Here is a 23,477-nt window from a genome sequence, read left to right as displayed (position 1 = left end):
TACGAACGGAAACGGTGCGGCGCCGGTCTGCTCCGGCGCCGCACCGCGAGTGTCCCAGGCTCCGCCGGGCTCAGGCGTCCGAGCGCGTCAGCCGTACGGCGGCGCCGGCGAGCGCGAGCACCGTCCAGCCGAGGAAGACCAGCAGGCCGGCCGTCGGCGAGAGGGTGGTCGAGTCGTGGTGCAGGGCGAACATCGCCTCACCGGCGTGGCTGGGCAGGTACGGGCTGATGTGGCTCTGCCAGGAGCTGGGCAGCAGCGCGGTCAGGCCCGGGATCAGCATCAGCGAGGCGACCAGGACGGCGATGCCGCCGGCCACCGAGCGCAGCAGCGCGCCGAGGGCGACGCCGATCACGCCGACCAGGCCGAGGTAGAGCCCGGCGCCCAGCAGGCCGCGCACCACGCCGGTGTCGGAGAGGGTCATCGCCGCGCGGGTGCCGGACAGGATGCCGCTGTCCGCCGAGAAGGTGGCGAACACCCCGACGGTGCCCAGCACCAGCGCGATCACGCCGTACACCGCCGCCTTGGACCACAGCACCGGCAGGCGGCGCGGCACGGCGGCCAGGGTGGAGCGGATCATGCCGGTCGAGTACTCGCCGGCCGCGACCAGCACCCCGAGGACGCCGAGCGCCAGCTGGGCGAAGTTGGTGCCGAAGAGGGAGAGGCTGAGCGTGCTCGCGGCGGCGAAGTCACGGTCCATCGGGCGGCCGGAGGTGATCCGCGACTTGAACTGGAAGGCCGCGATCAGGCCGAAGGCGACCAGGAACAGCAGCGCCAGGCCGAGGGTGATCCAGCTGGAGCGCAGCGACCACAGCTTGGCCCACTCCGAGCGCAGCACGCGCGCGGCCGTCACCTTGTAGGCGGGGCGGTCGGGGCGCGGCTCGGCGGCCGTGGAGGACGTCTGGCTGGGGGCGATCGTGGTCATGCCGCGCTCCTCTGGGTGTCGGCGGTGGTCGTGGTGCCGTGGTACTCGACGGCGTCCCGGGTGAGGTCCATGAAGGCCTCCTCCAGGGAGACCGTCCGGGGGGTCAGCTCGAACACCGCGATGCCCTGCTCGGCGGCGGTGAGCCCGATCTCCCGGGCCGTCCGCCCGGTGACCAGCAGTTCCTCCGAGCCGGAGCGGCCGGTGATCTCCACGCCCGGTCCGGCGAGCGCGGAGCGCAGCCGGGCCGGGTCGGCGCTGGCGACCTTGACGACGTCGCCGCCGGCCTGCTGGACCAGCTCCTGCACGGTGGTGTCGGCCAGCAGCTTGCCCCGCCCGACGATGATCAGGTGGTCGGCGACCAGCGAGACCTCGCTCATCAGGTGGGAGGAGACGAAGACGGTGCGGCCCTCGGCGGCGAGCGAGGTGAGCAGGTTGCGGATCCACAGCACGCCCTCGGGGTCGAGCCCGTTGACCGGCTCGTCCAGCATCACCGTGGCCGGGTCGCCCAGCAGGGCGGCCGCGATGCCGAGCCGCTGGCCCATCCCGAGCGAGAACGCCCCGGCACGCTTGCGGGCCACCGACTGCAGGCCGGTCAGCTCGATGACCTCCTCGACCCGGCGGCGCGGGATGCCGTGGGTGTGGGCCTGGGCCATCAGGTGGTTGAAGGCGGAGCGGCCGGGGTGGATCGACTTGGCCTCCAGCAGCGCGCCCACCTCCTGCAGCGGCGCGGCATGCTCGGCGTACCGGCGGCCGTTGACGCGCACCGAGCCGCTGGTGGGCGCGTCCAGTCCGACGATCATCCGCATGGTGGTCGACTTCCCCGCCCCGTTGGGCCCGAGGAACCCGGTCACCGCCCCCGGCCGGACCGTGAAGTCCAGCCCGTCCACGGCGGTCTTCTCCCCGTACCGCTTCGTCAGCTGGTGCGCCTCGATCATCGCTCGCCCTTACGTCCAGGGGCCGGGCCGTCCCGGCCGCCCACGGTTCCACGCTAGGGGCGGGCGCGGCCGGATCCGTGGCACCGCGGACTGATCATCGGACGGCGCGTAGTACCGCGGTACCACACCGTCGCCCTACCCGCGGAAACCCGCTTTCGCCGACCGCGCCGCCTGGCCGAGGATGGTGGGATGGACGATCGGAACGTGACCCTGCGTCAGATGACCCCGGCCGAGTACCAGTCGGCCACCGAGATCCGCGAGGCCGAGACCATCCAGGAGCTGGCCAAGCTGATGCCCGAGGAGCTGGCCCGCGAGCGCGCCCGCCAGGGCACCGCCAGGTTCCTCCCGGACGGCCCGGACACCCCCGGCCACCACCTGGTGGTCGCCGAGGATGAGTCGGGCCGGACGGTCGGCAGCGCCTGGATCGGCCCCGACCCCCGCGCGGAGTCCGGCAGCTCCACCGCCGCCCGGCTCTACGACCTCCGCGTGCTGCCCGAGCACCGCCGCAGCGGCTACGGCGTCTCGGCGATGTCCATGAGCAAGACCGTGCGCGGGTGACGGCCGCCGAGCCCTGCGCGGAGTGCGGCGCGCGCGGGTGTGCCGAGCTGTTCCACGGGCTGCTGGCACTGGACCACTCCCGGGCGGAGCCGTGGGGTCCGCTGCACGGGGTGTCGGTGTCCTGCTTCCTGTTGCAGCACCCGGGCCGGTTGCCCGGGGACGGCGGGGCGGGCGCCCGGGGGCTGCTGCGGGCGTACCTGGCCGGCGGGCTGCCGGCGGTGGAGCGGCTGGTCGGGCGAGCCCGGCGGGCGAACTCGCACCGGGTGACGGGCGGGGCGGGGCATCCCGGGCCCGGGCCTACGCCGGAGCCCGAGCCGCCGACCGCGCCGCGAGGCGGGTTCGCGGTGACGATCGAGCAGGTCGCGCTGGACCGGACGTTCCCGGCCGACGGCTTCGCCGACCGGGTGCGGGACTGGGCGGCGGCCACGCTGGCGGCCTGGGGCGGCGACGGCGGGTAGCCGCCCCGGGACCGGGACGGGACCGTGCGCGTGATCGTCCGCGCCGCCCGGGCCCGCAAGACCCCGGTCGGGAACAGCATGGCCGGCGAGTAGCGGAAGACCCGCCCGGGCGGCGCCGGCCGGGCGGGCAGCGGGGAACCGGCCTGACCGAGGGGCCCGGCCGCAGCACCCCGCCCGTGACCCGTCAGTCCCCGGGGATCCGCAGCTCGCACCAGACCGCCTTGCCCGCACCCGCCGGGCGCCAGCCCCAGCGCAGCGCGAGGCGGCTCAGCAGGAACAGGCCGAGGCCGCCGTTCTCGCCCCTGCCGTCCGAGGGGCGCGGCAGCGGGGGGCACCGACTCGCGTCGCTGACCTCGATCCGCAGCCGGCCCGGGCAGCGAACCAGGATCAGCGCCCCGGGCGCGCCGGTGTGCCGGACGGCGTTGCCGACCAGCTCGGAGACCAGCAGGACGGCGTCGGCCACCACCAGGGGATCGGCCACGTCGGCCAGGAAGGCGGCGGTGCAGGACCGCGCCTCGGCGACGGCCCCCGGCCGGGTGGACAACGGCAGGCGGCGGGCCCACGGCTGCACCGAGGAGCATGACCGCGCGGACGCCAGGCCGCCGCCCATCCGACCGCACCTCCCTCGTCGCTGTCGTGCCCGGTCACCACCGGAACCCGCCACCCGGCCTCCGTCCGCGGTCGAGCCGGGGGCTCAGGGACCCACGCTCAGAGCCCGGTCCTCAACACCCGCGGCTCAGTGCCCGAACAGGTGCCGACCGCGCCGCCGTTGCGGCTCGAGCGGGATGCCGGCGGCCCGGCCGCCCTGCTCGGCCGCGCGCTCCTCCGGGCTCACCGGCGGGGCGCCCCGGGCCTCCAGCGGCGGCGTCGGCTCGACCGGCGCGGTCGGCTCCACCCGCCGGTCCCCGACGTATCCGGCGGTCCGCACCGGGCGCCGGGAGGCGCGCCGGGACGGCCTCATCATGGCGAGTCCCAGGCAGAAGACCAGGGCGAGGGCGAGGCCCGCGAGGAAGATCCCGAGGCTGTCGAGCTTCACGAGATCGTTGCCGAGGATCGTCACCTGGTACTCCGGCCCGCCGCCGAGGTTGTCGGCGATCAGCAGCCCGGTGAAGGCGCCGGAGGCCGCCAGCAGCAGAAGTCCTAGCAGCAGCATGGGGGTTCCCCTTCCGTCCCGTTCTCGGCCCCCCGCTACCAGGCCGCGCCTACCCGGCGGATCCCGTCCGTAACGTTCCGGCGGGGGCGGGTGGCCGAGCGGCGCTACTCGACCTGGACGGCGATCAGGCAGGTGTCGTCGTCGGTGTCGGCGGGGCTGAGGTCGAGCAGCCGGTCCAGGTAGCGCTCCAGGTCCGGGCCGGGCGCCCCGGCGGTCCGGATCAGCTGGTCGACGGACTCCTCCACCGGGCGGTCCCGCCGCTCGACCAGGCCGTCGGTGTAGAGCAGCAGCACGTCGCCGGAGGACAGTCGGGCGGTGTGCTCCTCGTACCGGGCGTCGTCCAGGGCGCCGAGCAGCACGCCGTGCGGCAACGGCAGCACCTCGGCGCCGCCCGGTCCGATCAGGATCGGCGGCAGGTGGCCGGCCCGCGCCCAGCGCAGCCCGCCGCCGACCGGGTCGAGCAGCACGCACACGGCGGTGGCGGTGACCTGCCCCGGTTCGCGCAGGGCGACGGTGTTGGCCCACTCCAGCAGCCGGGCCGGGCCCGCGCCGGTGACGGCCAGGCCGCGCAGGGCGTGACGCAGCGCGACCATGCCGGTGGCCGCGCCGACGCCGTGCCCGGCGACGTCGCCGACGGCGAGCAGCACGCGCTTGCCGGGCAGCGGCAGCACGTCGTACCAGTCGCCGCCGACCCGGTGGCGTTCGGCGGCCGGACGGTAGCGCACGGCCGCCCGCAGGCCGGTCACCCCGAGCGGGGGCGGGGCGGCGGGCAGGATGGCCTGCTGGAGCCGCAGGGCCAGCTGGGCGCTCTCGGCCGTCTCCTGTTCGCTGTCGGCCAGTCGCGCCCGGGTGGCGCCGAGCGCGACCTCGGTGCGGTGCTGGGCGGAGACGTCGTGGTAGGCGCCGCGCACCGCGATGAGCCGGCCCTCGTCGTCGAGGACGGGTTCGGCGATGACCCGGGTGTAGCGGTAGCCGCCGTCCGGGCGGGCCAGCCGGACCACCGCGGAGGAGGTGCGCCGGTGGTGCCGGACGGTGTCGACCAGGCGGCGCACGGCGGATTCGTCGTCCGGGTGGACGTGCCGGTCGAGGCGGCCCAGCGGGACGGGCGGCGCGGCGCCGGGCAGGCCGAAGAGTTCCCGCAGGCCGTCGCTCCAGCGGATCCGGTCGGAGTCGGCGCGCTCCTCGAAGCCGGCGACCCGGGCCAGCCGCTGGGCCTGGCGCAGCAGCGCCGTCTGCTCGTCCTCGGCGGTCCGATCCTCCTCCTGCCAGCCGACCAGGAGCCGCCCGCCGAGCGGGGCGATCGCCAGCCGTACGGTGGCGGGCCGGGCGAGCCGGCCGTCCTGGAAGGCCAGCCGCACCGGCTCGCCCGGCTGGGGGACACCGGTGCGGTGCGCGCGCAGGAGCCGGGCGAACAGGCCGGTGGCGCCGGCGACCGGGTAGGCCTCCAGGAGGGAGCCGCCCTCCAGCGCGTCCCGGGGGCGGCCGAGCGGGTCGCGGAACTCGGCGTTGACCCGCCGGATCGTGAAGTCGGTGACCTGCCCGGTGCGGATCACCGGTTCCAGCAGGAGCGCGGGGGTGAGCAGTCCTTCCAGCAGGACGTCGGCCTCGTCGGGCGCCGGGGGCTCGCCGACCGGGCCGAGGAGGGTCGCGCAGAGTTCGGCCAGCGCGCGCAGCTGGTGGCGCTCGGACGGGCTGAGCGCGGGGGCGGGCCCGGTCCAGAGCACCTCCAGGGCGCCCTGGCGCCGACCCCGGTCCAGCAGCGGCAGGACCGCCCGGGCCGCCCCGGCGGCCACCGACGGCCCCCGGGCGGCCGGGTCGTCCGGGTCGTCCGGCCACAGTTCCGCCGCGCCGACGACGACCTGCTGGGCCGGGGTGGCGATGCCCGGCGGCACCCGGCTCCAGGCCGTGGCCTCTGCGGCGGCGAGGCCGCTGTGCGCGGCGAGGGCGAGCGCGCCGCCCGGCAGGCACTGCCAGACGGCGAGGGCCTGGACGCCCATCGAGGCCTCCAGTTGCTCCAGCAGGCTGTCGGCGGCCCGCTGGAGGTCGTGGTCGGCGGCGACGGGGGCGGGCCCGCCGGCCGACGGCCCGGCGTGCGGCGGGGCCGGGTCGGCCGGCGCCGGGTCGGGGTCCGGGTCCGGGTCCGGGTCCGGCTGGACGGGCACCGGCCCGGGCAGGCCGACGATGTCGCTGGCCAGGGCGGCCACCGGGACGCCGGCCTCGCGCGCCAGCCGGGTCAGCCGAGCGGCCGCCTCGGCGGGCAGGACGCCGAGGCGCTCGGTCAGGACGCCGGTGGCCAGGTCGACGACGGCTCCGGCCCGGGCCTCGGCCCGCAGCCGCTCGACGGTGTCCTGCAGCCGGCGGACGGTCGCCGCGAGGGCCGCTGCCGTTTCGTCCCCGGTCTGCCGCTCCGCGGTCATGACGGGTCCGGGCCGGTGGTCATGTCCCGTCCAGCCAGTCGCGCACCCGGTCGAGCAGCCGGCCGGTGTCGACGGGCTTGGTGACGTGGTCGTCGGCGCCCGCCGCCAGGCTCTTGTCCTTGTCGCCGGGCATGGCCTTGGCGGTGACGGCGATGACCGGCAGGCGTGCGAAGCGTTCGTCGGCGCGGATGGCGGCGATCGCGGCGTAGCCGTCGAGGCCGGGCATCATCACGTCCATCAGGACGAGGTCGGTCTCGGGGTGGGCGCGCAGCAGGTCGAGCCCGCTCGCGCCGTCGGGCGCGTGCAGCACGGTCAGTCCGCTCTCCTCCAGGGCGGAGGCCAGCGCGAAGACGTTGCGCACGTCGTCGTCGACGATCAGGACGGTGCGCCCGGCCAGCCGTCGGTCCGCGGGGGCGGCGGCCCCGGGGCCGGGGGCGCCCGGTCGGCGCTCCGGTGCGCCGTCCTCCTCCGGACGTTCGGGTTCGGTGAGCGGCAGGTGGAACGAGAAGCGGCTGCCCTGCCCGGCGGTGGAGCTGACGGTGAGGGCACCGCCGAGCAGCCGGGCGAGCTCCCGGCTGATCGACAGGCCGAGGCCGGTGCCGCCGTAGCGGCGGCCGGTGGTGCCGTCGGCCTGCTGGAAGGCGCCGAAGATGGTGTCCAGCTGGGCGGGGTCGATGCCGATGCCGGTGTCCTCGATGTGGAAGGCCACCGCGGCCTCCGCCCGGCCGAGTTCGGGCGGCAGCCGCGGCCCCTCGACGCGCTGGATCCGCAGCTCCACCCGGCCGCTGTCGGTGAACTTGACGGCGTTGGAGAGCAGGTTGCGCAGCACCTGGCGCAACCTGGCCTGGTCGGTCACGAGTTCGTCCGGCACGGCCCGGTCGACGGTGACCTCGAAACCGAGGCCCTTCTGGTCGGCGAGCGGCCGGAACCCGGACTCGACGTACTCCAACAGCTCGCGCACGGCGAAGGGTTCGGGGGTCAGCTCCATCTTTCCCGCCTCGATCTTGGACAGGTCGAGGATGTCGTTGATCAGCTGGAGCAGGTCGGTGCCGGCCGAGTGGATGACGCCCGCGTACTCGACCTGTTTGGCGGTGAGGTTGCCGGCGGCGTTCTGGGCCAGCAGCTGGGCGAGGATCAGCAGGCTGTTCAGCGGGGTCCGCAGTTCGTGGCTCATGTTGGCCAGGAACTCCGACTTGTACATCGAGGTGAGGCTCAACTGCCGGGCCCGTTCCTCCAGTTCCTGGCGGGCCTGCTCGATCTCCAGGTTCTTCGCCTCGATGTCGCGGTTGCGCTGGGCGAGCAGCGCGGCCTGCTCCTCCAGTTCGGCGTTGGAGCGCCGAAGCTCCTCCTGCCCGGCCTGCAACTCCTCGGACCGGGCCCGGAGTTCGCCGGTGAGCCGCTGGGACTCGCCGAGCAGTTCGTCGGTGCGCGCGTTGGCCAGCAGGTTGCCGATGTTGACGCCGCAGGCCTCGGCGAACTGCGCCAGGAAGTCCAGGTGGACCTCGGTGAAGGGGTGGACGGAGGCGAACTCCAGCACACCGAGCAGCCATTCCTCCAGGGCGATGGGCAGCAGGACGAGCGAGCGGGCGTCGGCGGCGCCGGCCCCGGAGGATATGACGGCGTAGCCGGGCGGCAGCTCGTCCACGGTGATGATCCGCCGGCTGCGCGCCGCCTGGCCCACCAGCGACTCGCCCAACTTCACCCGCTGATCCGCGAGTTCGCTGCGAGCGCGGCCGTAGGCGCTGATCCGGGCCAGTTCGGTGCCGCCCTCGGTCTCCTCCGCCAGGAAGAAGGCCCCGTACTGGGCGCCGACCAACGGGGTCAGCTCGTCGGTGATCATCTCGGCGACGGCCGTGATGTCCCGGCGGCTCTGGACGGCGGCGGAGAAGCGGGCCAGGTTGGTCTTCAGCCAGTCCTGCTCCTGGTTGGCCTGGATGGTCTCGCGCAGGGACTCCACCATGTCGTTGATGTTGTCCTTGAGTTCGGCGACCTCGCCGGAGGCGTCCACGCTGATCGAGCGGGTGAGGTCGCCGGCCGCGACGGCGCTGGTGACCTCGGCGATCGCCCGGACCTGCCGGGTGAGGTTGCCGGCCAGCTCGTTGACGGTCTCGGTGAGCCGCTTCCACGTCCCGGAGACCCCTTCCACCTCGGCCTGACCGCCGAGCCGCCCCTCGGTGCCGACCTCCCGGGCCACCCTGGTCACCTCGGCGGCGAAGGAACTCAGTTGCTCCACCATGGTGTTGACGGTGGTCTTCAGCTCCAGGATCTCGCCGCGCGCGTCCACGTCGATCTTGCGGGTGAGGTCCCCCCCGGCGACGGCCGTGGTCACCTGGGCGATGTTGCGCACCTGGCTGGTCAGGTTGTGCGCCATGAAGTTGACGCTGTCGGTGAGGTCCTTCCACGTCCCGGCGACGTTCGGCAGCCGGGCCTGGCCGCCCAGGATGCCTTCGGTGCCGACCTCGCGGGCCACTCGCGTCACCTCGTCGGCGAACACCGACAGGGTGTCCACCATGGTGTTGATCGCGGCCGCGAGCGCCGCGACCTCGCCCTTGGCCTCCACCGTGATCTTCTTGGAGAGGTCCCCGCGCGCCACCGCGGTCGCCACCTCGGACATCGAACGGACCTGCCCGGTGAGGTTGGAGGCCATCACGTTGACGTTGTCGGTGAGGTCCTTCCAGGTGCCCGAGACGCCCCGCACGGTGGCCTGCCCGCCCAGGTTCCCGGCCGTGCCGACCTCGCCCGCCACCCTGGTCACCTCGTCGGCGAAGGCGGAGAGCTGGTCGACCATCGTGTTGAGGGTCTCCTTGAGGTCCAGGATCTCGCCGCGCGCGTCCACCCGGATCTTCTGGGTGAGGTCGCCCCCGGCGACAGCGGTGGCCACCCGCGCGATCGCCCGGACCTGGCCGGTCAGGTTGCCGGCCATCGCGTTGACGGAGTCGGTGAGGTCCTTCCACGTCCCGGTGGCGTCCGGCGCTTGGGCCTGCCCGCCGAGCCGGCCCTCGGTGCCGACCTCGCGGGCCACCCTGGTCAGCTCGGAGGTGACCCGGGCCAGCTGTTCGGACATCCCGTTGAAGACCGTGGCGATCTCCCCCAGCACACCCGGCCGGTCCGGGTCCAGCCGGGTGCGGAAGTCGCCGTCGCGAACCGCCGTGAGCCCGGCGAGCAGTTGCCTCAGCGACTGTTCGGCAAGCCCGTTCACAGGGTGCTCGTCCATCGGTCCACCGTCCGGATCGCACGGCCGGGTGCTTCCAGGGCACCACGCCGGCCCGGGGCGGCGGGGCCACCGCCCTGCTCCCACTGTGCCACCGGAGGCCGGGGGCGTCAGCCGGTGCCGGCCCGCCCCGGATCGGCGTGCCCGGGATCAGGGGGGAGCGGCGAGCCCCCGGACCATCCGCAGCTCGGCGGCGGTCCGCAGCGGGTCGTCCGTGTCCACGGCGATCCCGGCGAAGGGCGCGGGCGGGCGCAGCCGCACGCACAGCACGGCGTGCCGGTGCCCGCGCAGCGCGACGAAGTCGCGTCCGTCCTTGTGCCGCCACACGCCCAGGCAGAGTGCGCCGGGGACGGCCAGCCCGGTGTCCCGCAGTCCGCGCAGCGCCCGCCAGCGGTCCGGCTGGACCTCCACCGCCGTGACGGCCTCCAGCGGCGCCCGGACCTCCCGGCGGCGGGCCACCAGGCGTTCCCACCACGCCAGCCGGACGACCAGGTCGCCACCGTCGACCAGCAAGCTGGCCATGCTCCGCTCCCTTCCGCCCCCACGCTTCCGCTCCCGCACGCTTCCGGCCCGGTCAGCCGGGGACGGTGTCCCGCACCCGGAAGGCGTCAGTGGCGCCGGTGAGTTCGAGCATCCGCAGCACCAGTGGCCGGGGCCGGGCCAGTTCGATCCGGCTGCCGTCGGCCGCCGCCCGGGCCCGGGCGTGGAGCAGCGCGTTGAGCCCGGTCGAGTCGCAGAACTCCAGCCCGGCGCAGTCGATCACGACGACGGTGGCGGGCTCGGCCAGGGCCGGTTCGAGGACGGCGTTCAACTCGGCGACCGAGTCGAGGTCGAGTTCGCCGTACAGGGCGATCACGGTGCCCCCGGCCCACGGCGAGGCGTGCGCCAGGAGGACCCCGGGCTCGCCGAGGCGCTCGGAGACCGGGCCCCGGCCCTTCGGCTGCCGGCCCACCATGGCGCTCCTCCTCGTGGTCCTTCGCCCGACGCTGGTCTCCCCCGACGGCCCCCGCAGCGCGCCTGTCCACTGCGGCGCCCGGGAAACACCGGACGGCGATGTCGACCGTTCCGGTCGGCCGGAGCGGTCAGCGGCCGGAAGCGGTTCGGTCCAGCGGGGACGGCACCTCCAGCCAGACCAGCTTGCCGCCGTCCTCGGGCACCGACCCCCAGGCCCGGGCCAGCCGGTCCACCACCCGCAGCCCGTGACCGCCCGGCCGGGCGGGGTCCGCGGACAGCCGCAGCCTCGGCGGCACCGGGCTGGCGTCCGCGACCTCCACCCGCAGCCGGGCGCCGTCCCAGTCCATCCGCAGCTCCCGCGGGCCGCCCGGCGCGTGCAGACACGCGTTGGTGACCAGCTCCGACACCATCAGCAGGACGTCCTCCGTCACCGCCAGCTGCTCCTCGTCGACGGCGGGCATCCACCCCCAGGACCGCAGCGCCGCCCGGCTGAACTCCCGGCTGCGCTGCACCGCGCCCTCGCTGCCCGCGAACGCCAGCCGCCTGGCCCGTCCCGGGCCCGGCGCGGGGGCACCGTCCGGCGGGAACACCGCGCGGCCCCTCACTCCCGGCCGGGTGCGGGGGGCTCGGCGACGGCCCCCGGTGCGGGGCCGGGATCGGGGCCAGGGTCGGGGTCGCGGTCGGCCCGGATCCGCAGCACGGTGTCGGCACCGGTGACCTCGAACAGCCGGGCCACGATGGGGCGCGGCCGAGCGACCTCCAGGGTCCGCCCGGCCGCCTCCGCGTCGATCCGGGCCCGCAGCAGGATGTTCAGCCCGGTGGAGTCGCAGAACCGCAGCTCGGCCAGGTCGACCACGATCCGGCGGACCCCGTCCCGCAGCGGCCGGGCCAGTACGGTGCGCAGCACGTCCGCCGAGTCGTGGTCCAGCTCCCCGGCCACCGTGACGATCCGCTCCGACGCCCGGTCCTCGGCCGCCACGTGCAGGCCCGTGCTCCACTGCTCGCCCTCGCTGGGGACCTCGGTTGGCCCTGGCATCGCGCGCTCCCGGTCCGGTCGGTACGGCAGGGCTGCCGTACCGACCATCATGCCGCGCGGCGGCCGGGACCGCCCGGACGGCCCTCGGAACCACCCGGACGGCCGCCCGCCGGAATCCCGCGCCGAGGTGTACGAGCCCCGCGGCCGGAGAGACGCTGGGGGCAGGACTTCCGTCCGAGAGGCTTCCGGAGGCGCAGGCCGAGGAAGCGGGAGGCGAGCCCCATGAGCGACCAGGACCCGACCCGCGACCGGGCCGCGCCCAAGGACCGGTCGGTACCGCACGAGACCCCCGGCTGAGCCCGCCGTGTCGCGACCCGCAGCGCGCGCCCTGACCGCGCCCCGCCGACCGCGGGGGGCCGGCCCATGGGCGTGAACGGCCCCGGACCGGGCCGACGCCCCCGGCCGCTCGGCAGCCGCCCGCCCCGGGTGGCCCTGCGCCGGGCCCGTCCGGCCGCGCCCCCTGAGCGCGTCCCGGCCGGGCTGCGCACCGCCGCCGGGTACATCTGGCGGCTGGGGCTGCTCGGGGTGGCCGCCTACCTGGCCGTCCAGGTTCTCGGCCAGCTGGAGGTGCCGGTGATCGCGCTGTTCGTGGCGCTGGTGATCACCTCGGTGCTGCGCCCTCTGGTCGACCTGCTCGCCCGGGCACTGCCCCGCTCGCTGGCCGTGCTGGTGGCCTTCGTGTGCGCGGTCGCGCTGGTCGGCGGGGTCCTGGCGCTGGTCGGCACGAACGTCGCCGACCAGTGGACCCAGATCGGCGACGAACTGCGCGGCGGCCTCGGGCGGATCGACCACTGGCTCACCCGCGCCCCCTTCCACCTGCGGCCCGGCACCGTCACGGACCTGCGGGCGAAGCTCGGCTCGTTCGTCTCGGCGCACCGCTCGGCGCTGCTGACCACGGCGCTCAGCGGGGCCGGCCGGGCCGTCGAGCTGGTCACCGGCCTGGCCCTCGCGGTGTTCTGCTCAGTGTTCTTCCTGCACTCCGGCGAGCGGATGTGGGCCTGGGCGCAGCACCAGCTCCCGTCCCGGGCCCGCCCCGCCTGGAGCCGGGCCGGCCAGGCCGCCTGGCAGACCTTCGCGGGCTACACCCGCGGGGTGCTGATCGTGGCGGCGACCAACGCGGTGCTGGTCGGCATCGCGCTGGCCGTCCTACGGGTGCCGCTGGTGCTGCCGCTGATGGTGCTGGAGTTCGTCGCCGCGCTGGTGCCGCTGATCGGCTCCCCGATCGCCCTGGCGGTCGCCGCGCTGGTGGCGCTCGCGGCGCGCGGGCCGGTGGTGGCGCTGCTGGTGCTGGCCCTGATCGTGGTGATCGGCCAGATCGAGGGGCATCTGCTGCATCCGCTGGTGCTGGGCTGGTCGGTGCGCATCCACCCGGTGGCGGTGGCCCTGTCGGTGATCGGCGGCGCCGTACTGGCCGGAGTGCTGGGCGCGGTGGTCGCGGTGCCCGTGGTGTCGGTGGCCTGGGCGGTGCTCAACGCACTGCGGGACCGCCGCGACGAACTGCGGGACCACCGCGCGCGGGGGCACCCGGGCTCCGGGCGCGATGCCCCGGCGGTGGGCGACCACCCGCGCCGCTCCCCGCGCGACCGCTGACGCCCGGAGCAGGGCCGGGCAGGGTCGAGAAGGCCACCGCCTAGGCTGGCCGCACGCCGTCGCACGGCGAGACACACGGGGAGAGGGGAACGTCCATGCGGACGGACGGACTGGTGGAGATCACTTCCGAGGACGAACTGCGCGAGCTGCTCGGTGCGCCGACCCCGCGGGACGCGGCCAAGGTGCGGACCTCCCTGCACGAGCACGACCGCGCTTGGCTGGCCGCCTCGCCGTTCTGCGTGGTCTCCACGGCGGCGGCGGACGGCAGCTGCGACGCCTCCCCGAAGGGCGACCCGGCCGGCTTCACCCTCGTCCTGGACGACACCACGATCGTGGTGCCCGAGCGCCCCGGCAACCGGCGCACCGACGGCTTCCGCAACGTCCTGGGCAACCCCCACGTCGGCCTGCTGTACGTGATCCCCGGCCGCGGCGACACCCTGCGGATCAACGGCCGGGCCCGCCTGCTGCGCGACGCGCCGTTCTTCGACCGGCTGGTGGTCAACGGCCACCGGCCGCCGGTGGCGCTGCTGGTCGAGATCGAGGAGGTGTTCCACCACTGCTCCAAGTCCTTCCTGCGCTCGGCGCTCTGGAAGCCGGAGTCCTGGGCCCCGGAGGCGGCGCCGTCCCGGGCGCGCATCGCCAAGAGCCTGGAGCGGCCGGACGAGGACCTGGCGGACCTCGAGCAGTACTACGGCCCGCGGTACGGCGCCCGGCTCTACGGGTGAGCCGGGGGCGCCGGGGGCGCCGGGGCGGCCCCACGACGGCGGGGTGACACTGGTCGGGGGTCCGGAGGCGCGGCAGCCCGCTCCGACCCCCCGCCCCGCCGTCCGCCCCGCCGTCCGCCCCGCCATCCGCCCTGTCCGAGGAGACCCGCCATGGCCGACCACTCCCCCGCCCACCTGCTCGCCGCCATCGAGCTCGGCGCTTCCGCCCGGGCTCACGGCAACCACCCGTTCGGCGCGCTGCTCACCGGTCCGGACGGGGACGTCCTGCTCACCGCCGAGAACACCGTGCTGACCGACCACGACGTCACCGCCCACGCGGAGATCAACCTGGTCCGCGAGGCCTCCCGCACCCTGGCCCCGCACCAGCTCGCCGAGGCCACCCTCTACTCCAGCACCGAGCCCTGCGCGATGTGCGCCGGGGCGATCTACTGGAGCGGCATCCGGCGGGTCGTCTACGCCCTCGCCGCGCCCGAACTGAACGCCATCGCGGGCGTCGACCCGGACGAGCCGGTCCTCGACCTGCCCTGCCGCGCGGTCTTCGCGGCCGGCGGCAACACCGTGGAGGTGTCCGGTCCGTACCTCTTCGAGGAGGCTTCGGCCGTGCACGTCGGCTACTGGGGGTAGCGGAGCACCCCGGTTGCTCCGACCGGGTGCTCCGGGCTCGGCCCCGGCGGAGGATCGGGATGCCCTGCCCGGCCGGGCCGGGCGTTTCGCACTAGGTTGCCCGCTATGGACGGAAACCAGGCTCACGGCCGGCGGGTGCCCGCGAACCGGCCGGAGCGCGCCGTACGGGCCGTGGACGGGCGGCTCCCGCTGACCGAGGCGGGCAGGCTGCTACTCCGCAAGGCGTTCCCCGACCACTGGTCGTTCCTGCTCGGCGAACTGGCCCTGTACAGCTTCGTCCTCCTGCTGCTGACCGGGGTGTTCCTCACCTTCTTCTTCAACCCGAGCATGGGCGACGTCGACTACCAGGGCCCCTACCTGCCGCTGCGCGGGGTCCGGATGTCCGAGGCGTACGCCTCGACCCTGCGGATCAGCTTCGAGGTGCGCGGCGGCCTACTGGTGCGTCAGATCCACCACTGGGCGGCCCTGCTGTTCGTCGCCTCGATCTGCGCGCACCTGCTGCGGGTGTTCTTCACCGGCGCCTTCCGCCGCCCGCGCGAGCTGAACTGGGTGATCGGGGTGACCCTGCTGACCCTCGCCCTGCTGGAGGGGTTCTCCGGCTACTCGCTGCCGGACGACACCCTGTCCGGCACCGGGCTCCGGATCGCCGAGGGCGTCCTGCTCTCGGTGCCGCTCGTCGGCAGCTACCTCACCTTCTTCGCCTTCGGCGGCGAGTTCCCCGGGCACGCGATCATCCCGCGGCTGTTCACCGTGCACATCCTGCTGGTGCCCGGTCTGCTGCTGGCGCTGATCGGGGCGCACCTGACCCTGGTGGTGGTGCTCAAGCACACCCAGTGGGCGGCGCCCGGCCGGACCAACCGGAACGTGGTGGGGCTCCCCTTCTTCCCCCAGTTCCTGGCCCGCACCACCGGCCTGGCCTTCACCGTCGGCGGCATCCTGGCGCTGTCCGCGCTGGCCGCGGAGATCAACCCGATCTGGCGCTACAGCGCCTACCGGCCCGACGTCGCCGGGGCGGGCGCCCAACCCGACTGGTACATCGGATTCATCGAGGGGGCACTGCGGCTGATGCCTGCGGCCGAGACCGGGGTGCTCGGGCACACCGTCTCCTGGAACGCCTTCCTGCCCGCCCTGGTGGTGCCGGGCCTGCTGTTCGGGGCGTTGTACGCCTACCCCTTCGTGGAGCGCTGGCTCACCCCGGGCGGCGGCGAGCACCACCTGTGCGACCGGCCGCGCAACAAGCCCGTCCGCACCGCGCTCGGGGCCGCCGGGGTCACCTGGTACACCGTGCTGCTGATCGCCGGCGGCAACGACGTGGTCGCGTACGTCTTCGGCGTCTCCGTCAACTCCCTGACCTGGGTGCTGCGGGCGGCGTTCTTCCTGGCGCCGGCGCTCGCGTTCCTGCTCACCCGGTGGCTCTGCCTCGCCCTGCAGGCCAGGGACCGCTCCCGGCTGCTGGAGGGCGACCCGACCGGGCGGATCGACCAGTCGATCGAGGGCGGCTTCGACGGGCACCACCGGCCGGTGCCGGCCGCCGAGCGGTACGCGCTGCTGGTGCGCGACGCCCCGCGACCGGACGAGCCGCGGCCCGGGGCGCCGCGCACCGAACGGGCCCGGGCCGCGCTCGGCTCCTGGTACCACGGCGACCGGGTCGAGCTGCCCGCCACCGAGCAGGAGGCCCGCGCCGTCGCGGCCGTCCTCACCGCGCCGGAGCACCCCGCACCGCCGGCGACCGACCGGCCCGCGCTCCCGGAGCGGCGCGGGCCGGTGAGCCGGCTGTTCCGCCGGCTCAGGCCCCGCCGTCGCCGCGGTCGTGGTACTGGAAGATGAAGCCGAACACGGCGAAGCCGAGCAGCACCGCCCCGCAGACGATCAGCCAGCGGGCGAACACCAGGCCCAGCGCGAAGACCACCAGGCCCGCCGCGGTGAGCACCGGGTAGCCGCTGCGGGCCGGGAAGAAGCCCACCTGCCCGGCGGACTCCACGATCTCGGCCTCCTTGCGGTCCTGCGGCCGCCCGCCGCCGCGCCGCTGGTGCTGGACGAACCAGAACAACGCGACCAGCCCCGACATCAGGAACGCCACCGTCAGGATCGCCTTGCCGGCAGGCTCGTGCGCCCAGAGGCCGTAGACCAGCCCGACCACCGCGAAGAACACCGTCATGACGGCGAACAGCCACCCCTCGGCCTTCATCCCGCCTCCCCCCGTCCGCTCCGGCCGACCTGCGGCTGTCCGGCGCCGCTCGGCGAGTCCTCCGGCGGCACCTCCGGGTGGTGCAGGTCGAAGGCCGGCGACTCGGAGCGGATCCGGGGCAGCACCAGGAAGTTGTGGTGCGGCGGCGGACAGGACGTGGCCCACTCGAGGGAGCGGCCCCAGCCCCACGGGTCGTCCTGGTCGACCCGGGTGCCGTGCCGGGTGGTGATCCAGACGTTGTAGAAGAACGGCAGGTTGGAGACGCCGAGCAGGAAGGCGCCGATCGAGGCGACCACGTTGAGCGTGGTGAAGCCGTCCACCGCCAGGTACGTCGCGTAGCGCCGGGGCATCCCCTGGGCGCCCAGCCAGTGCATCACCAGGAAGGTGGTCTGGAACCCGACGAACAGGATCCAGAACTGCACCTTCCCGAGCCGCTCGTCGAGCATCTTCCCGGTGATCTTCGGCCACCAGAAGTAGAAGCCCCCGAAGGTCGCGAACACGACCGTCCCGAACAGGACGTAGTGCAGGTGGGCCACCACGAAGTAGCTGTCGGTGACGTGGAAGTCGATCGGCGGCGCGGCCAGCAGCACCCCGCTCAGTCCGCCGAACAGGAAGGTCACCAGGAACCCGATCGACCACAGCATCGGGGTCTCGAAGGACAGCGAGCCGTGCCACATCGTCCCGATCCAGTTGAAGAACTTCACCCCGGTGGGCACCGCGATCAGGAAGGACATCATCGAGAAGAACGGCAGCAGCACCTGCCCGGTGGCGAACATGTGGTGCGCCCACACCGACATCGACAGCGAGGTGATGGCGATGGTCGCGCCGATCATCCCGTAGTAGCCGAACAGCGGCTTGCGGCTGAAGACCGGGATGATCTCGCTGACGACGCCGAAGAACGGCAACGCCACGATGTACACCTCCGGGTGGCCGAAGAACCAGAACAGGTGCTGCCAGAGCATCGCCCCGCCGTTGGCCGGGTCGAAGACGTGGGCGCCGAACCTGCGGTCCGCCTCCAGCAGCAGCAGGGCCGCGGTCAGCACCGGGAAGGCCAGCAGCACCATGATCGAGGTGAACAGCACGGTCCAGGTGAAGACCGGCATCCGGAACAGCGTCATGCCCGGTGCGCGCAGACAGGTGATGGTGGTGATGAAGTTGACCGAGCCCAGGATCGTCCCGAGACCGGCCACCACCAGGCCGAGCGCCCACAGGTCCGGTCCCGTCCCGGGCGAGTGCTCCGGCCCGTTCAGCGGAGCGTAGGCGAACCAGCCGAACGCGGGGGCGCCGCCCGCGGTGAGGAAGCCGCTCAGCACCATCAGCCCGCCCAGCAGGAACGCCCAGTAGGTGAAGGCGTTCAGCCGGGGGAAGGCCACGTCGGGCGCGCCGATCTGCAGCGGCATGATCGCGTTGGCGAAGCCGGCGAAGGTCGGGGTGGCGAACAGCAGCAGCATGATCGTGCCGTGCATGGTGAACAGCTGGTTGTACCGCTCGTTCGACAGGAACCCGGTGTCGGGGCCCAGCAGCTGCGTCCGCATCAGCAGCGCCATCAGGCCCCCGACCAGGAAGAACCCGAAGGCCGTCGCCAGGTAGAGGTTGCCGATCACCTTGTGGTCCGTGGTGAACAGCCAGCGCAGCAGCCGGCTGCCCCGCCGCACCCGCAGCCGGACGCGCGGCGGCGGGCCGGTGCCGACGGTGGTGTCGGCGGTGGTGTCGGACGCACTCATGGGACCTCCGCAGCGGAGCCGGACGAAACCCCCGGCAGGGCCCCGTCCTCCCCCGGAACGGCCCGGCCCCGCACACCGGGAGCGACCCTAGCGGCGGCGGGCCGGTGTCACCGGGCGCCACGCGGCACCGGCGGGCGTGCGGCGCCCCGGCTGCGCCGTCGGTGTGCGGATCCGCCCGATCCGGGCACACGCTGGTGTGGGCGGACCGCCACGGGCGTGGACGGACCCGCCACCCGCACACCGAGCCGGGAGGAGCCCGTCATGGCCGCACAGATCAGCTACCGGCGGATCTACGAGGACGCCTCGCCCCAGGACGGGCAACGGGTACTGGTGGACCGCGTCTGGCCGCGCGGCATGAAGAAGACGGACGCGCACCTGGACGAATGGCTGCGCGACGTCGCCCCGTCGACCGGACTGCGCAAGTGGTACGGCCACGACCCGGAGCGCTTCACCGAGTTCCGCCGCCGCTACCTCGCCGAGCTGCGCGACGCCGAGCACCGGGAGGCCGCCGGCCACCTGCGCGAGCTGGCCGCCCACGACCCGCTCACCCTGCTCACCGCCACCAAGGACGTCGACCACAGCCAGGCGGCCGTGCTCGCCGACTGGCTGGCGAAGAAGAAGCACTGAGCGGACGGGTGACCCGACATGACGGCGATCGTCGTCCTGTTCGAACTCGAACAGGACGAAGCCCTCGGACCGGACGGCGTGGAGCCGGTGGTGCTGGCCGTGCACGCGGCGGGCGGCGACCCGGAGGTGCCCGAGGACCCGCTCCCGCGCACCCTGTGCGGCCTGGACACCGACCCGATGGAACACTCCCACTACCGGCCCGCCCGCCCGGGCGAGCCCTGGTACCCGCCAGCCCTGGCCGATCGGCGCTGCGCCGCCTGCGAGGCCGCCCTGCGGGCCCTCTGAGCTCGCAGGGGGGTCGCGCGCCCGCAAAAGTGCTGCCCGCGGGCCGGCCTCGGGTCAGCCCCGGGCGGTGAAGCGGCGCCGCCCGAGCACCACCGCTGCCGTCAGCGGCACGGTCGCCACGGCGGTCACGCCGAACAGCAGGTCGAACCGCCCCTGACCGGCCGCTCCCCCGCCGAGCGCGGTGCCCAGGGCGCTGCCGACGAACAGCGCGGCGACGAAGCAGGAGACGGCCGTCCCACGCGCCTCGGGCACCACCGAGGTGGCCCACGCTTGGAGCGTCGAGTGCAGGAAGGCCCAGCCCGCGCCGAGCAGCACGGCCACCAGCGCGTACGTCCACACCCCCGGCACCAGGGCGGCGGCGCCGTAGCCGACCAGCACCAGGGCGCCGCCGATCGCCGCCAGGCCGTGCGCCGGGACGTACCGCGTCAGGGCCTTCACGGCACGGGTGAACACCAGCGTCCCCGCGCCGTACAGGGCGGTGATCGCACCGGCCGCGGCGTCGGAGAGGCCACGGTGCTCCAGCGCCGGCGCCACGAAGGTCAGCCCGCCCAGCAGCACCGCGCCCTCGACCAGGCCGAGCAGGGCGACGAGGTACGCGAACGGGCTGCGCAGCACCGCGCCGAGCTGCCCGGCCAGGCTGCCGGCCGGGGCGCGTTCCGGCTCCACCGCGCGGCGCAGCCCGATCGCGGCCGCCGCGGCGGCTATCGCGGGCACCACGAACACCAGCCGCCAGTTCAGCCAGTTGGCGACCATCCCGGCGAACAGCGCGGCCAGTCCGTTGCCGAGCCCGAGCGCCGCCATCAGGTCGGCCAGCGCGCCCTGCCGGCGCTCCGGCGCCACCGCGTCCCCGACGAAGCTCAGCGAGGACGGCACGACGGCGCCGAACGCGAAGCCGGTGACCACCCGCAGCGCGGTGAGCACCGCCAGGTTCGGCGCGGCGGCCGAGGCCAGGCCGGCCAGTGCGGCCACCGCCAGGGCGGTACGGATCACCCGCAGCCGCCCGATCCGGTCGGAGAGCACGCCCCAGACCGGTTGTGACAGTCCGTAGGCGAGCGCGTAGCCGCCGGCCAGGGCCACCGCGGAGGACAGCGGGACGTGCAGCGCGGCCGCGACGGTGACCAGCACCGGGCCGATGGCGAAGCGGTCGAAGTTGGCGGTGAACGCGGCGGCCGTCAACGGGAACGGCACCCTGGTGTCCGGCCGGGCGGCGACCGGAGCGGCGGTGCGGGCGATCGGAGTCATGCGTCCCATCCTCGGGCCGCCGCCGGACCCTCCCCGCCCCCAGGCGCTGACGGATCATCCTGGTAGTGGGAGTAACAGCCTCCGCCGGATCGCCGGACCGTACCCTGGGCCCACCATGAACGATCGTGAAACACAGCGCCGCACGGCGCTCGGCGCCTTCCTGCGCTCCCGGCGGGAACGCCTGACCCCGGGTGACGTCGGCCTGACCGGCGGCCCCCGGCGCCGGACGCCCGGGCTGCGCCGCGAGGAGGTGGCGCTGCTGTCCGGGGTGAGCGTGTCCTGGTACTCCTGGCTGGAGCAGGGGCGCCCGATCGCCGCCTCAGGCCAGGTCCTGGACGCGCTGGCCACCACCCTGCGACTCACCTCGGCCGAGCGGCGCCACGTCTTCGAGCTGGCCGGCGAGAACGACGCCGCCCCGCGCCCGGCCGCCGACGGCTGCCCCGCGGTCGGCGACCACCTGCGGGCCACCGTCGCGGCCCTCAGCCCCACCCCGGCCTGTCTGCTGGACCGGCACTGGGACATCCTCGCCCACAACGGGAGCGAGGCCGCCATCTACGACGGACTGGACCAACTGCCCGTCCAGCGGCGCAACATGATCTGGCTCTACTTCGGCTGGCCGCCGATGCGCACCGTCCTCAAGAACTGGGAGGCCGAGTCCTGGGCGGTGCTCGCCCAGTTCCGCGCCTCCGCCGACCGCCACCCCGGCGACCCACGCTTCGCCGAGATCGTCGCGGACGTCTCGACCACCGACCCCGGCTTCCGCGCCCGCTGGGAACGCCACGACGTGGCGGGCTTCAACCCGGCGCTCAAGCGCTTCGACCACCCGCGGCTCGGGCTACTGACGTTCCGCCAGGCCAAGCTGATCGCGGCCGAGGACCCGGATCTGCACCTCGTCGTCCGCCATCCGGCGGACCCGGGCACCCGCCGGGCGATGGCGGCGGTGGCCTCCTGCCCGACCGCACCGGTCGGCGACCCGGTCGAGGCGGCGGCCGACGCCGCCGGCCCTCCCGTGGTTGCGTCGGGTCGGCGCCCGCTCCCGGCGCCGACGGGTAGCGTGCGGCCACGGGCCGCGGCGGCACCGGGCGACGGCCCCGGGAACGGGAGGCGGCCATGAGCGGGAGCGGATCGATACCGGACCTGCCCGGACCGACGCCGCACCTCCCTGGTCCGACGCCGGACCGCCCCGGAGCGACGCCGGACCTCCCGGCGGGGCCGCCCCGCCGAACGGTGCTCCGGCTCGCCATCGTGCCCCTCGCCGCGCCGTCGGCGGCGGTGCTCGCGGCCTGCGGGGGCCCGGAGCCCGCGCCGGCCCCGGGCCCGTCGGCCTCCACCCGGTCGCCCTCGCCCCGGCCCACCACCGCGCGCCCCACAGCCGCCGGCCCGGCCGACTGGGCCGCGCTGGCCAAGGACCTCGGCGGCACGGTCATCGGTCCCCAGGACGGCCGCTACCAGGACGCGAGCCGGCTCTACCAGCCGCAGTTCGACGACCTCCGACCCGCCGGGATCGTCTACCCGGCCACCGCCCAGGACGTCACCACCTGCCTGGCCTTCGCCCGCCGCCACGCCGTCCCGGTCGCGGTGCGCAGCGGCGGGCACAGCTACGCGGGCTGGTCGTCGGGCCCCGGGATGGTCCTGGACGTCGGGGCGATGGCGGGGGTCGGCGGCTCGGGCGGCACGGCCACGGTGGGGGCCGGGGCGCGGCTGATCGACGTGTACGCGGGGCTGGCGGCCGACGGCGTGACCGTCCCGGCCGGCTCCTGCCCGAGCGTCGGCGTGGCCGGGCTGACCCTGGGCGGCGGCATCGGCGTCACCTGCCGGGCGTACGGGCTGACCTGCGACAGCCTCACCGGTGCCCAGGTGGTGACGGCGGACGGGCGGATCCGGCGGGTGGACGCGGACACCGACGCCGACCTGTTCTGGGCGCTGCGCGGCGGTGGTGGCGGCAACTTCGGCGTGGTCACCTCCTTCACCTTCCGCACCCACCCGGCGGCGACCTGCGCGTACGCCTTCCTCTCCTGGCCCTGGTCCGCCGCCGGGTCGGTGGTCGCGGCCTGGCAGAGCTGGGTGGCGGGCGCCCCGGACCAGCTCTGGGCGAACCTGCACCTGGACACCTGGCCGGACGGCAGGCTGCGCCTGACCAGCACCGTCAACCTGCTCGGTCCGCAGAGCGAACTCGCCGACCTGCTCGACCGGCTGGCCGTCGCCCCGGCCACCGCCTCCCTCCACACCGCGCCGTTCCTGGACACCATGAAGGTGCTGGGCGGAGTGGCCGGCTGGTCGCAGGCGGCCGCCCACCTACCGGGCAGCCTGCCCGGCCGGAGCCCCGACGGCCGACTGACCAGGGAGTCGTACGCGGCCCGGTCCGACTTCTACACCAGGCCGATCGACGCGGCCGGGATCGCGGCGCTGGTGGCCTCCGTCGACCGGTACGCCCGGACCGCACCGGAGGGCGGGAGTGCCTCGGTCGCCTTCGACGCGCTGGGCGGCGCGGTCGGCCGGGTCGCTCCCGGGGACACCGCCTTCGTCCACCGCGGCGCGCTGTTCTCGGCCCAGTACATCGCCAACTACCCTTCTCCCGGGGCCGGTTCGGGTCCGGGCGTGGAGCAGTCCCAGGCCTGGCTGCAGGACGTCTGGAGCACCATGCGCCCGTACGCCAGCGGCGAGGCCTACCAGAACTACCCCGATCCGCGCCTGGCCGACTGGGCCCGGGCGTACTACGGCGGCAACCTCGACCGGCTGCGCGGGGTGAAGCGCGGCTACGATCCGGACGGCCTCTTCACCTTCCCCCAGGCCATCACCCCGGCCTGACGCGTGCCCGGTCCGGCCCC

Annotated in this window: 23 protein-coding genes; 10 read left to right on the top strand and 13 right to left on the bottom strand. The window is 75.0% G+C overall.

The window, feature by feature from the left end; genetic code table 11:
• Positions 1–70: 70 nt before the first annotated feature.
• Positions 71–922, bottom strand: coding sequence for an ABC transporter permease (locus ACFWIS_RS09285; protein ID WP_380452079.1), 852 nt, complete (start codon positions 920–922; stop codon positions 71–73).
• Positions 919–1,857, bottom strand: a complete 939-nt coding sequence (locus tag ACFWIS_RS09280; protein WP_380452082.1) for an ATP-binding cassette domain-containing protein — start codon at positions 1,855–1,857, stop codon at positions 919–921. Before ACFWIS_RS09280 ends, ACFWIS_RS09285 begins: the two co-directional genes overlap by 4 nt.
• 189 nt (positions 1,858–2,046) lie before the next feature.
• Between ACFWIS_RS09280 and ACFWIS_RS09275 the strand changes: the two genes are divergently transcribed.
• Entirely contained in the window at positions 2,047–2,415 is a 369-nt protein-coding gene (locus ACFWIS_RS09275) for a GNAT family N-acetyltransferase (RefSeq protein ID WP_380452085.1), read from the top strand.
• Entirely contained in the window at positions 2,412–2,873 is a 462-nt protein-coding gene (locus ACFWIS_RS09270) for a DUF5946 family protein (protein ID WP_380452088.1), read from the top strand. Before ACFWIS_RS09275 ends, ACFWIS_RS09270 begins: the two co-directional genes overlap by 4 nt.
• 184 nt (positions 2,874–3,057) lie before the next feature.
• On the opposite strand, the gene ACFWIS_RS09265 is transcribed toward ACFWIS_RS09270, so the two are convergent.
• From ACFWIS_RS09265 to ACFWIS_RS09230, 8 genes are all read right to left on the bottom strand, one after another.
• Positions 3,058–3,483 carry an ATP-binding protein gene (locus ACFWIS_RS09265; RefSeq protein ID WP_380452091.1) on the bottom strand — a complete coding sequence of 142 codons (426 nt, stop codon included), beginning with the start codon at positions 3,481–3,483 and terminating at the stop codon, positions 3,058–3,060.
• 126 nt (positions 3,484–3,609) lie between these two features.
• Positions 3,610–4,026, bottom strand: coding sequence for a hypothetical protein (locus ACFWIS_RS09260; protein WP_380452094.1), 417 nt, complete (start codon positions 4,024–4,026; stop codon positions 3,610–3,612).
• A 104-nt stretch (positions 4,027–4,130) separates the two neighbouring features.
• Positions 4,131–6,443, bottom strand: coding sequence for a SpoIIE family protein phosphatase (locus ACFWIS_RS09255; RefSeq protein ID WP_380452097.1), 2,313 nt, complete (start codon positions 6,441–6,443; stop codon positions 4,131–4,133).
• A gap of 19 nt (positions 6,444–6,462) precedes the next feature.
• Entirely contained in the window at positions 6,463–9,657 is a 3,195-nt protein-coding gene (locus ACFWIS_RS09250) for a HAMP domain-containing protein (protein WP_380452100.1), read from the bottom strand.
• A gap of 147 nt (positions 9,658–9,804) precedes the next feature.
• Positions 9,805–10,176 carry a hypothetical protein gene (locus ACFWIS_RS09245; protein WP_380452103.1) on the bottom strand — a complete coding sequence of 124 codons (372 nt, stop codon included), beginning with the start codon at positions 10,174–10,176 and terminating at the stop codon, positions 9,805–9,807.
• Positions 10,177–10,228: 52 nt separating this feature from the next.
• A complete protein-coding gene (locus ACFWIS_RS09240) occupies positions 10,229–10,609 on the bottom strand; it encodes an STAS domain-containing protein (protein WP_380452106.1) in 381 nt (126 codons plus the stop codon).
• Between the two features lie 127 nt (positions 10,610–10,736).
• Positions 10,737–11,198 (bottom strand): ATP-binding protein, encoded by a 462-nt coding sequence (locus tag ACFWIS_RS09235; protein ID WP_380452109.1) that lies wholly within the window; start codon positions 11,196–11,198, stop codon positions 10,737–10,739.
• An 11-nt stretch (positions 11,199–11,209) separates the two neighbouring features.
• Entirely contained in the window at positions 11,210–11,644 is a 435-nt protein-coding gene (locus tag ACFWIS_RS09230; RefSeq protein WP_380452112.1) for an STAS domain-containing protein, read from the bottom strand.
• Between the two features lie 363 nt (positions 11,645–12,007).
• Here ACFWIS_RS09230 and ACFWIS_RS09225 point away from each other — a divergent pair, with 363 nt between their 5' ends.
• The 4 genes from ACFWIS_RS09225 to ACFWIS_RS09210 all read left to right on the top strand — a co-directional run bounded on the left by ACFWIS_RS09225 (position 12,008) and on the right by ACFWIS_RS09210 (position 16,410).
• Positions 12,008–13,234 (top strand): AI-2E family transporter, encoded by a 1,227-nt coding sequence (locus tag ACFWIS_RS09225; protein ID WP_380452115.1) that lies wholly within the window; start codon positions 12,008–12,010, stop codon positions 13,232–13,234.
• Positions 13,235–13,329: 95 nt separating this feature from the next.
• Positions 13,330–13,959, top strand: a complete 630-nt coding sequence (locus ACFWIS_RS09220; protein WP_380452118.1) for a pyridoxamine 5'-phosphate oxidase family protein — start codon at positions 13,330–13,332, stop codon at positions 13,957–13,959.
• A gap of 150 nt (positions 13,960–14,109) precedes the next feature.
• Positions 14,110–14,583, top strand: a complete 474-nt coding sequence (locus ACFWIS_RS09215) for a nucleoside deaminase (protein ID WP_380452121.1) — start codon at positions 14,110–14,112, stop codon at positions 14,581–14,583.
• 105 nt (positions 14,584–14,688) lie between these two features.
• Entirely contained in the window at positions 14,689–16,410 is a 1,722-nt protein-coding gene (locus ACFWIS_RS09210; RefSeq protein ID WP_380452124.1) for a cytochrome bc complex cytochrome b subunit, read from the top strand.
• Here the strand turns inward: ACFWIS_RS09210 and ACFWIS_RS09205 are convergent.
• The gene (locus ACFWIS_RS09205) at positions 16,370–16,771 is read right to left on the bottom strand and encodes a cytochrome c oxidase subunit 4 (protein WP_380452126.1); all 402 of its coding nucleotides are present in this window, start codon (positions 16,769–16,771) and stop codon (positions 16,370–16,372) included. The two genes, ACFWIS_RS09210 and ACFWIS_RS09205, sit on opposite strands and share 41 nt — an antisense overlap.
• On the bottom strand, positions 16,768–18,495 hold the full coding sequence (gene ctaD / locus ACFWIS_RS09200) for a cytochrome c oxidase subunit I (protein WP_380452129.1): 1,728 nt from the start codon (positions 18,493–18,495) through the stop codon (positions 16,768–16,770). The genes ACFWIS_RS09205 and ctaD overlap by 4 nt, the downstream gene beginning before the upstream one ends.
• Positions 18,496–18,756: 261 nt before the next feature.
• On the opposite strand from ctaD, the gene ACFWIS_RS09195 reads away from it, so the two are divergent.
• The gene (locus tag ACFWIS_RS09195) at positions 18,757–19,122 is read left to right on the top strand and encodes a DUF488 domain-containing protein (protein WP_380452132.1); all 366 of its coding nucleotides are present in this window, start codon (positions 18,757–18,759) and stop codon (positions 19,120–19,122) included.
• Positions 19,123–19,140: 18 nt separating this feature from the next.
• Entirely contained in the window at positions 19,141–19,407 is a 267-nt protein-coding gene (locus ACFWIS_RS09190; RefSeq protein ID WP_380452134.1) for a hypothetical protein, read from the top strand.
• 54 nt (positions 19,408–19,461) lie between these two features.
• Here ACFWIS_RS09190 and ACFWIS_RS09185 read toward each other — a convergent pair whose 3' ends face one another.
• Positions 19,462–20,649 (bottom strand): MFS transporter, encoded by a 1,188-nt coding sequence (locus ACFWIS_RS09185; protein ID WP_380452137.1) that lies wholly within the window; start codon positions 20,647–20,649, stop codon positions 19,462–19,464.
• Between the two features lie 115 nt (positions 20,650–20,764).
• On the opposite strand from ACFWIS_RS09185, the gene ACFWIS_RS09180 reads away from it, so the two are divergent.
• Both ACFWIS_RS09180 and ACFWIS_RS09175 read left to right on the top strand, forming a co-directional pair.
• Complete coding sequence (locus ACFWIS_RS09180; RefSeq protein ID WP_380452140.1) at positions 20,765–21,763, top strand: helix-turn-helix transcriptional regulator; 999 nt, start codon at positions 20,765–20,767, stop codon at positions 21,761–21,763.
• On the top strand, positions 21,760–23,457 hold the full coding sequence (locus ACFWIS_RS09175) for an FAD-binding oxidoreductase (protein WP_380452142.1): 1,698 nt from the start codon (positions 21,760–21,762) through the stop codon (positions 23,455–23,457). Before ACFWIS_RS09180 ends, ACFWIS_RS09175 begins: the two co-directional genes overlap by 4 nt.
• Positions 23,458–23,477 lie beyond the last annotated feature (20 nt).

This window comes from Kitasatospora sp. NPDC127060 (assembly GCF_042724935.1).
Taxonomy (GTDB): domain Bacteria; phylum Actinomycetota; class Actinomycetes; order Streptomycetales; family Streptomycetaceae; genus Kitasatospora.
This window is presented reverse-complemented; position numbering and strand designations above follow the sequence as displayed.

Bases quoted from the DNA above. Each gene is read 5' to 3' on its own strand.
- ACFWIS_RS09255 (WP_380452097.1), bottom strand. From the start codon at position 6,443: ATGACCGCGGAGCGGCAGACCGGGGACGAAACGGCAGCGGCCCTCGCG.
- ctaD (WP_380452129.1), bottom strand. From the start codon at position 18,495: ATGAGTGCGTCCGACACCACCGCCGACACCACCGTCGGCACCGGCCCG.
- ACFWIS_RS09280 (WP_380452082.1), bottom strand. From the start codon at position 1,857: ATGATCGAGGCGCACCAGCTGACGAAGCGGTACGGGGAGAAGACCGCC.
- ACFWIS_RS09260 (WP_380452094.1), bottom strand. From the start codon at position 4,026: ATGCTGCTGCTAGGACTTCTGCTGCTGGCGGCCTCCGGCGCCTTCACC.
- ACFWIS_RS09250 (WP_380452100.1), bottom strand. From the start codon at position 9,657: ATGGACGAGCACCCTGTGAACGGGCTTGCCGAACAGTCGCTGAGGCAA.
- ACFWIS_RS09205 (WP_380452126.1), bottom strand. From the start codon at position 16,771: ATGAAGGCCGAGGGGTGGCTGTTCGCCGTCATGACGGTGTTCTTCGCG.
- ACFWIS_RS09190 (WP_380452134.1), top strand. From the start codon at position 19,141: ATGACGGCGATCGTCGTCCTGTTCGAACTCGAACAGGACGAAGCCCTC.
- ACFWIS_RS09210 (WP_380452124.1), top strand. From the start codon at position 14,689: ATGGACGGAAACCAGGCTCACGGCCGGCGGGTGCCCGCGAACCGGCCG.
- ACFWIS_RS09285 (WP_380452079.1), bottom strand. From the start codon at position 922: ATGACCACGATCGCCCCCAGCCAGACGTCCTCCACGGCCGCCGAGCCG.
- ACFWIS_RS09180 (WP_380452140.1), top strand. From the start codon at position 20,765: ATGAACGATCGTGAAACACAGCGCCGCACGGCGCTCGGCGCCTTCCTG.
- ACFWIS_RS09195 (WP_380452132.1), top strand. From the start codon at position 18,757: ATGGCCGCACAGATCAGCTACCGGCGGATCTACGAGGACGCCTCGCCC.
- ACFWIS_RS09175 (WP_380452142.1), top strand. From the start codon at position 21,760: ATGAGCGGGAGCGGATCGATACCGGACCTGCCCGGACCGACGCCGCAC.
- ACFWIS_RS09275 (WP_380452085.1), top strand. From the start codon at position 2,047: ATGGACGATCGGAACGTGACCCTGCGTCAGATGACCCCGGCCGAGTAC.
- ACFWIS_RS09225 (WP_380452115.1), top strand. From the start codon at position 12,008: ATGGGCGTGAACGGCCCCGGACCGGGCCGACGCCCCCGGCCGCTCGGC.
- ACFWIS_RS09245 (WP_380452103.1), bottom strand. From the start codon at position 10,176: ATGGCCAGCTTGCTGGTCGACGGTGGCGACCTGGTCGTCCGGCTGGCG.
- ACFWIS_RS09240 (WP_380452106.1), bottom strand. From the start codon at position 10,609: ATGGTGGGCCGGCAGCCGAAGGGCCGGGGCCCGGTCTCCGAGCGCCTC.
- ACFWIS_RS09265 (WP_380452091.1), bottom strand. From the start codon at position 3,483: ATGGGCGGCGGCCTGGCGTCCGCGCGGTCATGCTCCTCGGTGCAGCCG.
- ACFWIS_RS09220 (WP_380452118.1), top strand. From the start codon at position 13,330: ATGCGGACGGACGGACTGGTGGAGATCACTTCCGAGGACGAACTGCGC.
- ACFWIS_RS09230 (WP_380452112.1), bottom strand. From the start codon at position 11,644: ATGCCAGGGCCAACCGAGGTCCCCAGCGAGGGCGAGCAGTGGAGCACG.
- ACFWIS_RS09185 (WP_380452137.1), bottom strand. From the start codon at position 20,649: ATGACTCCGATCGCCCGCACCGCCGCTCCGGTCGCCGCCCGGCCGGAC.
- ACFWIS_RS09215 (WP_380452121.1), top strand. From the start codon at position 14,110: ATGGCCGACCACTCCCCCGCCCACCTGCTCGCCGCCATCGAGCTCGGC.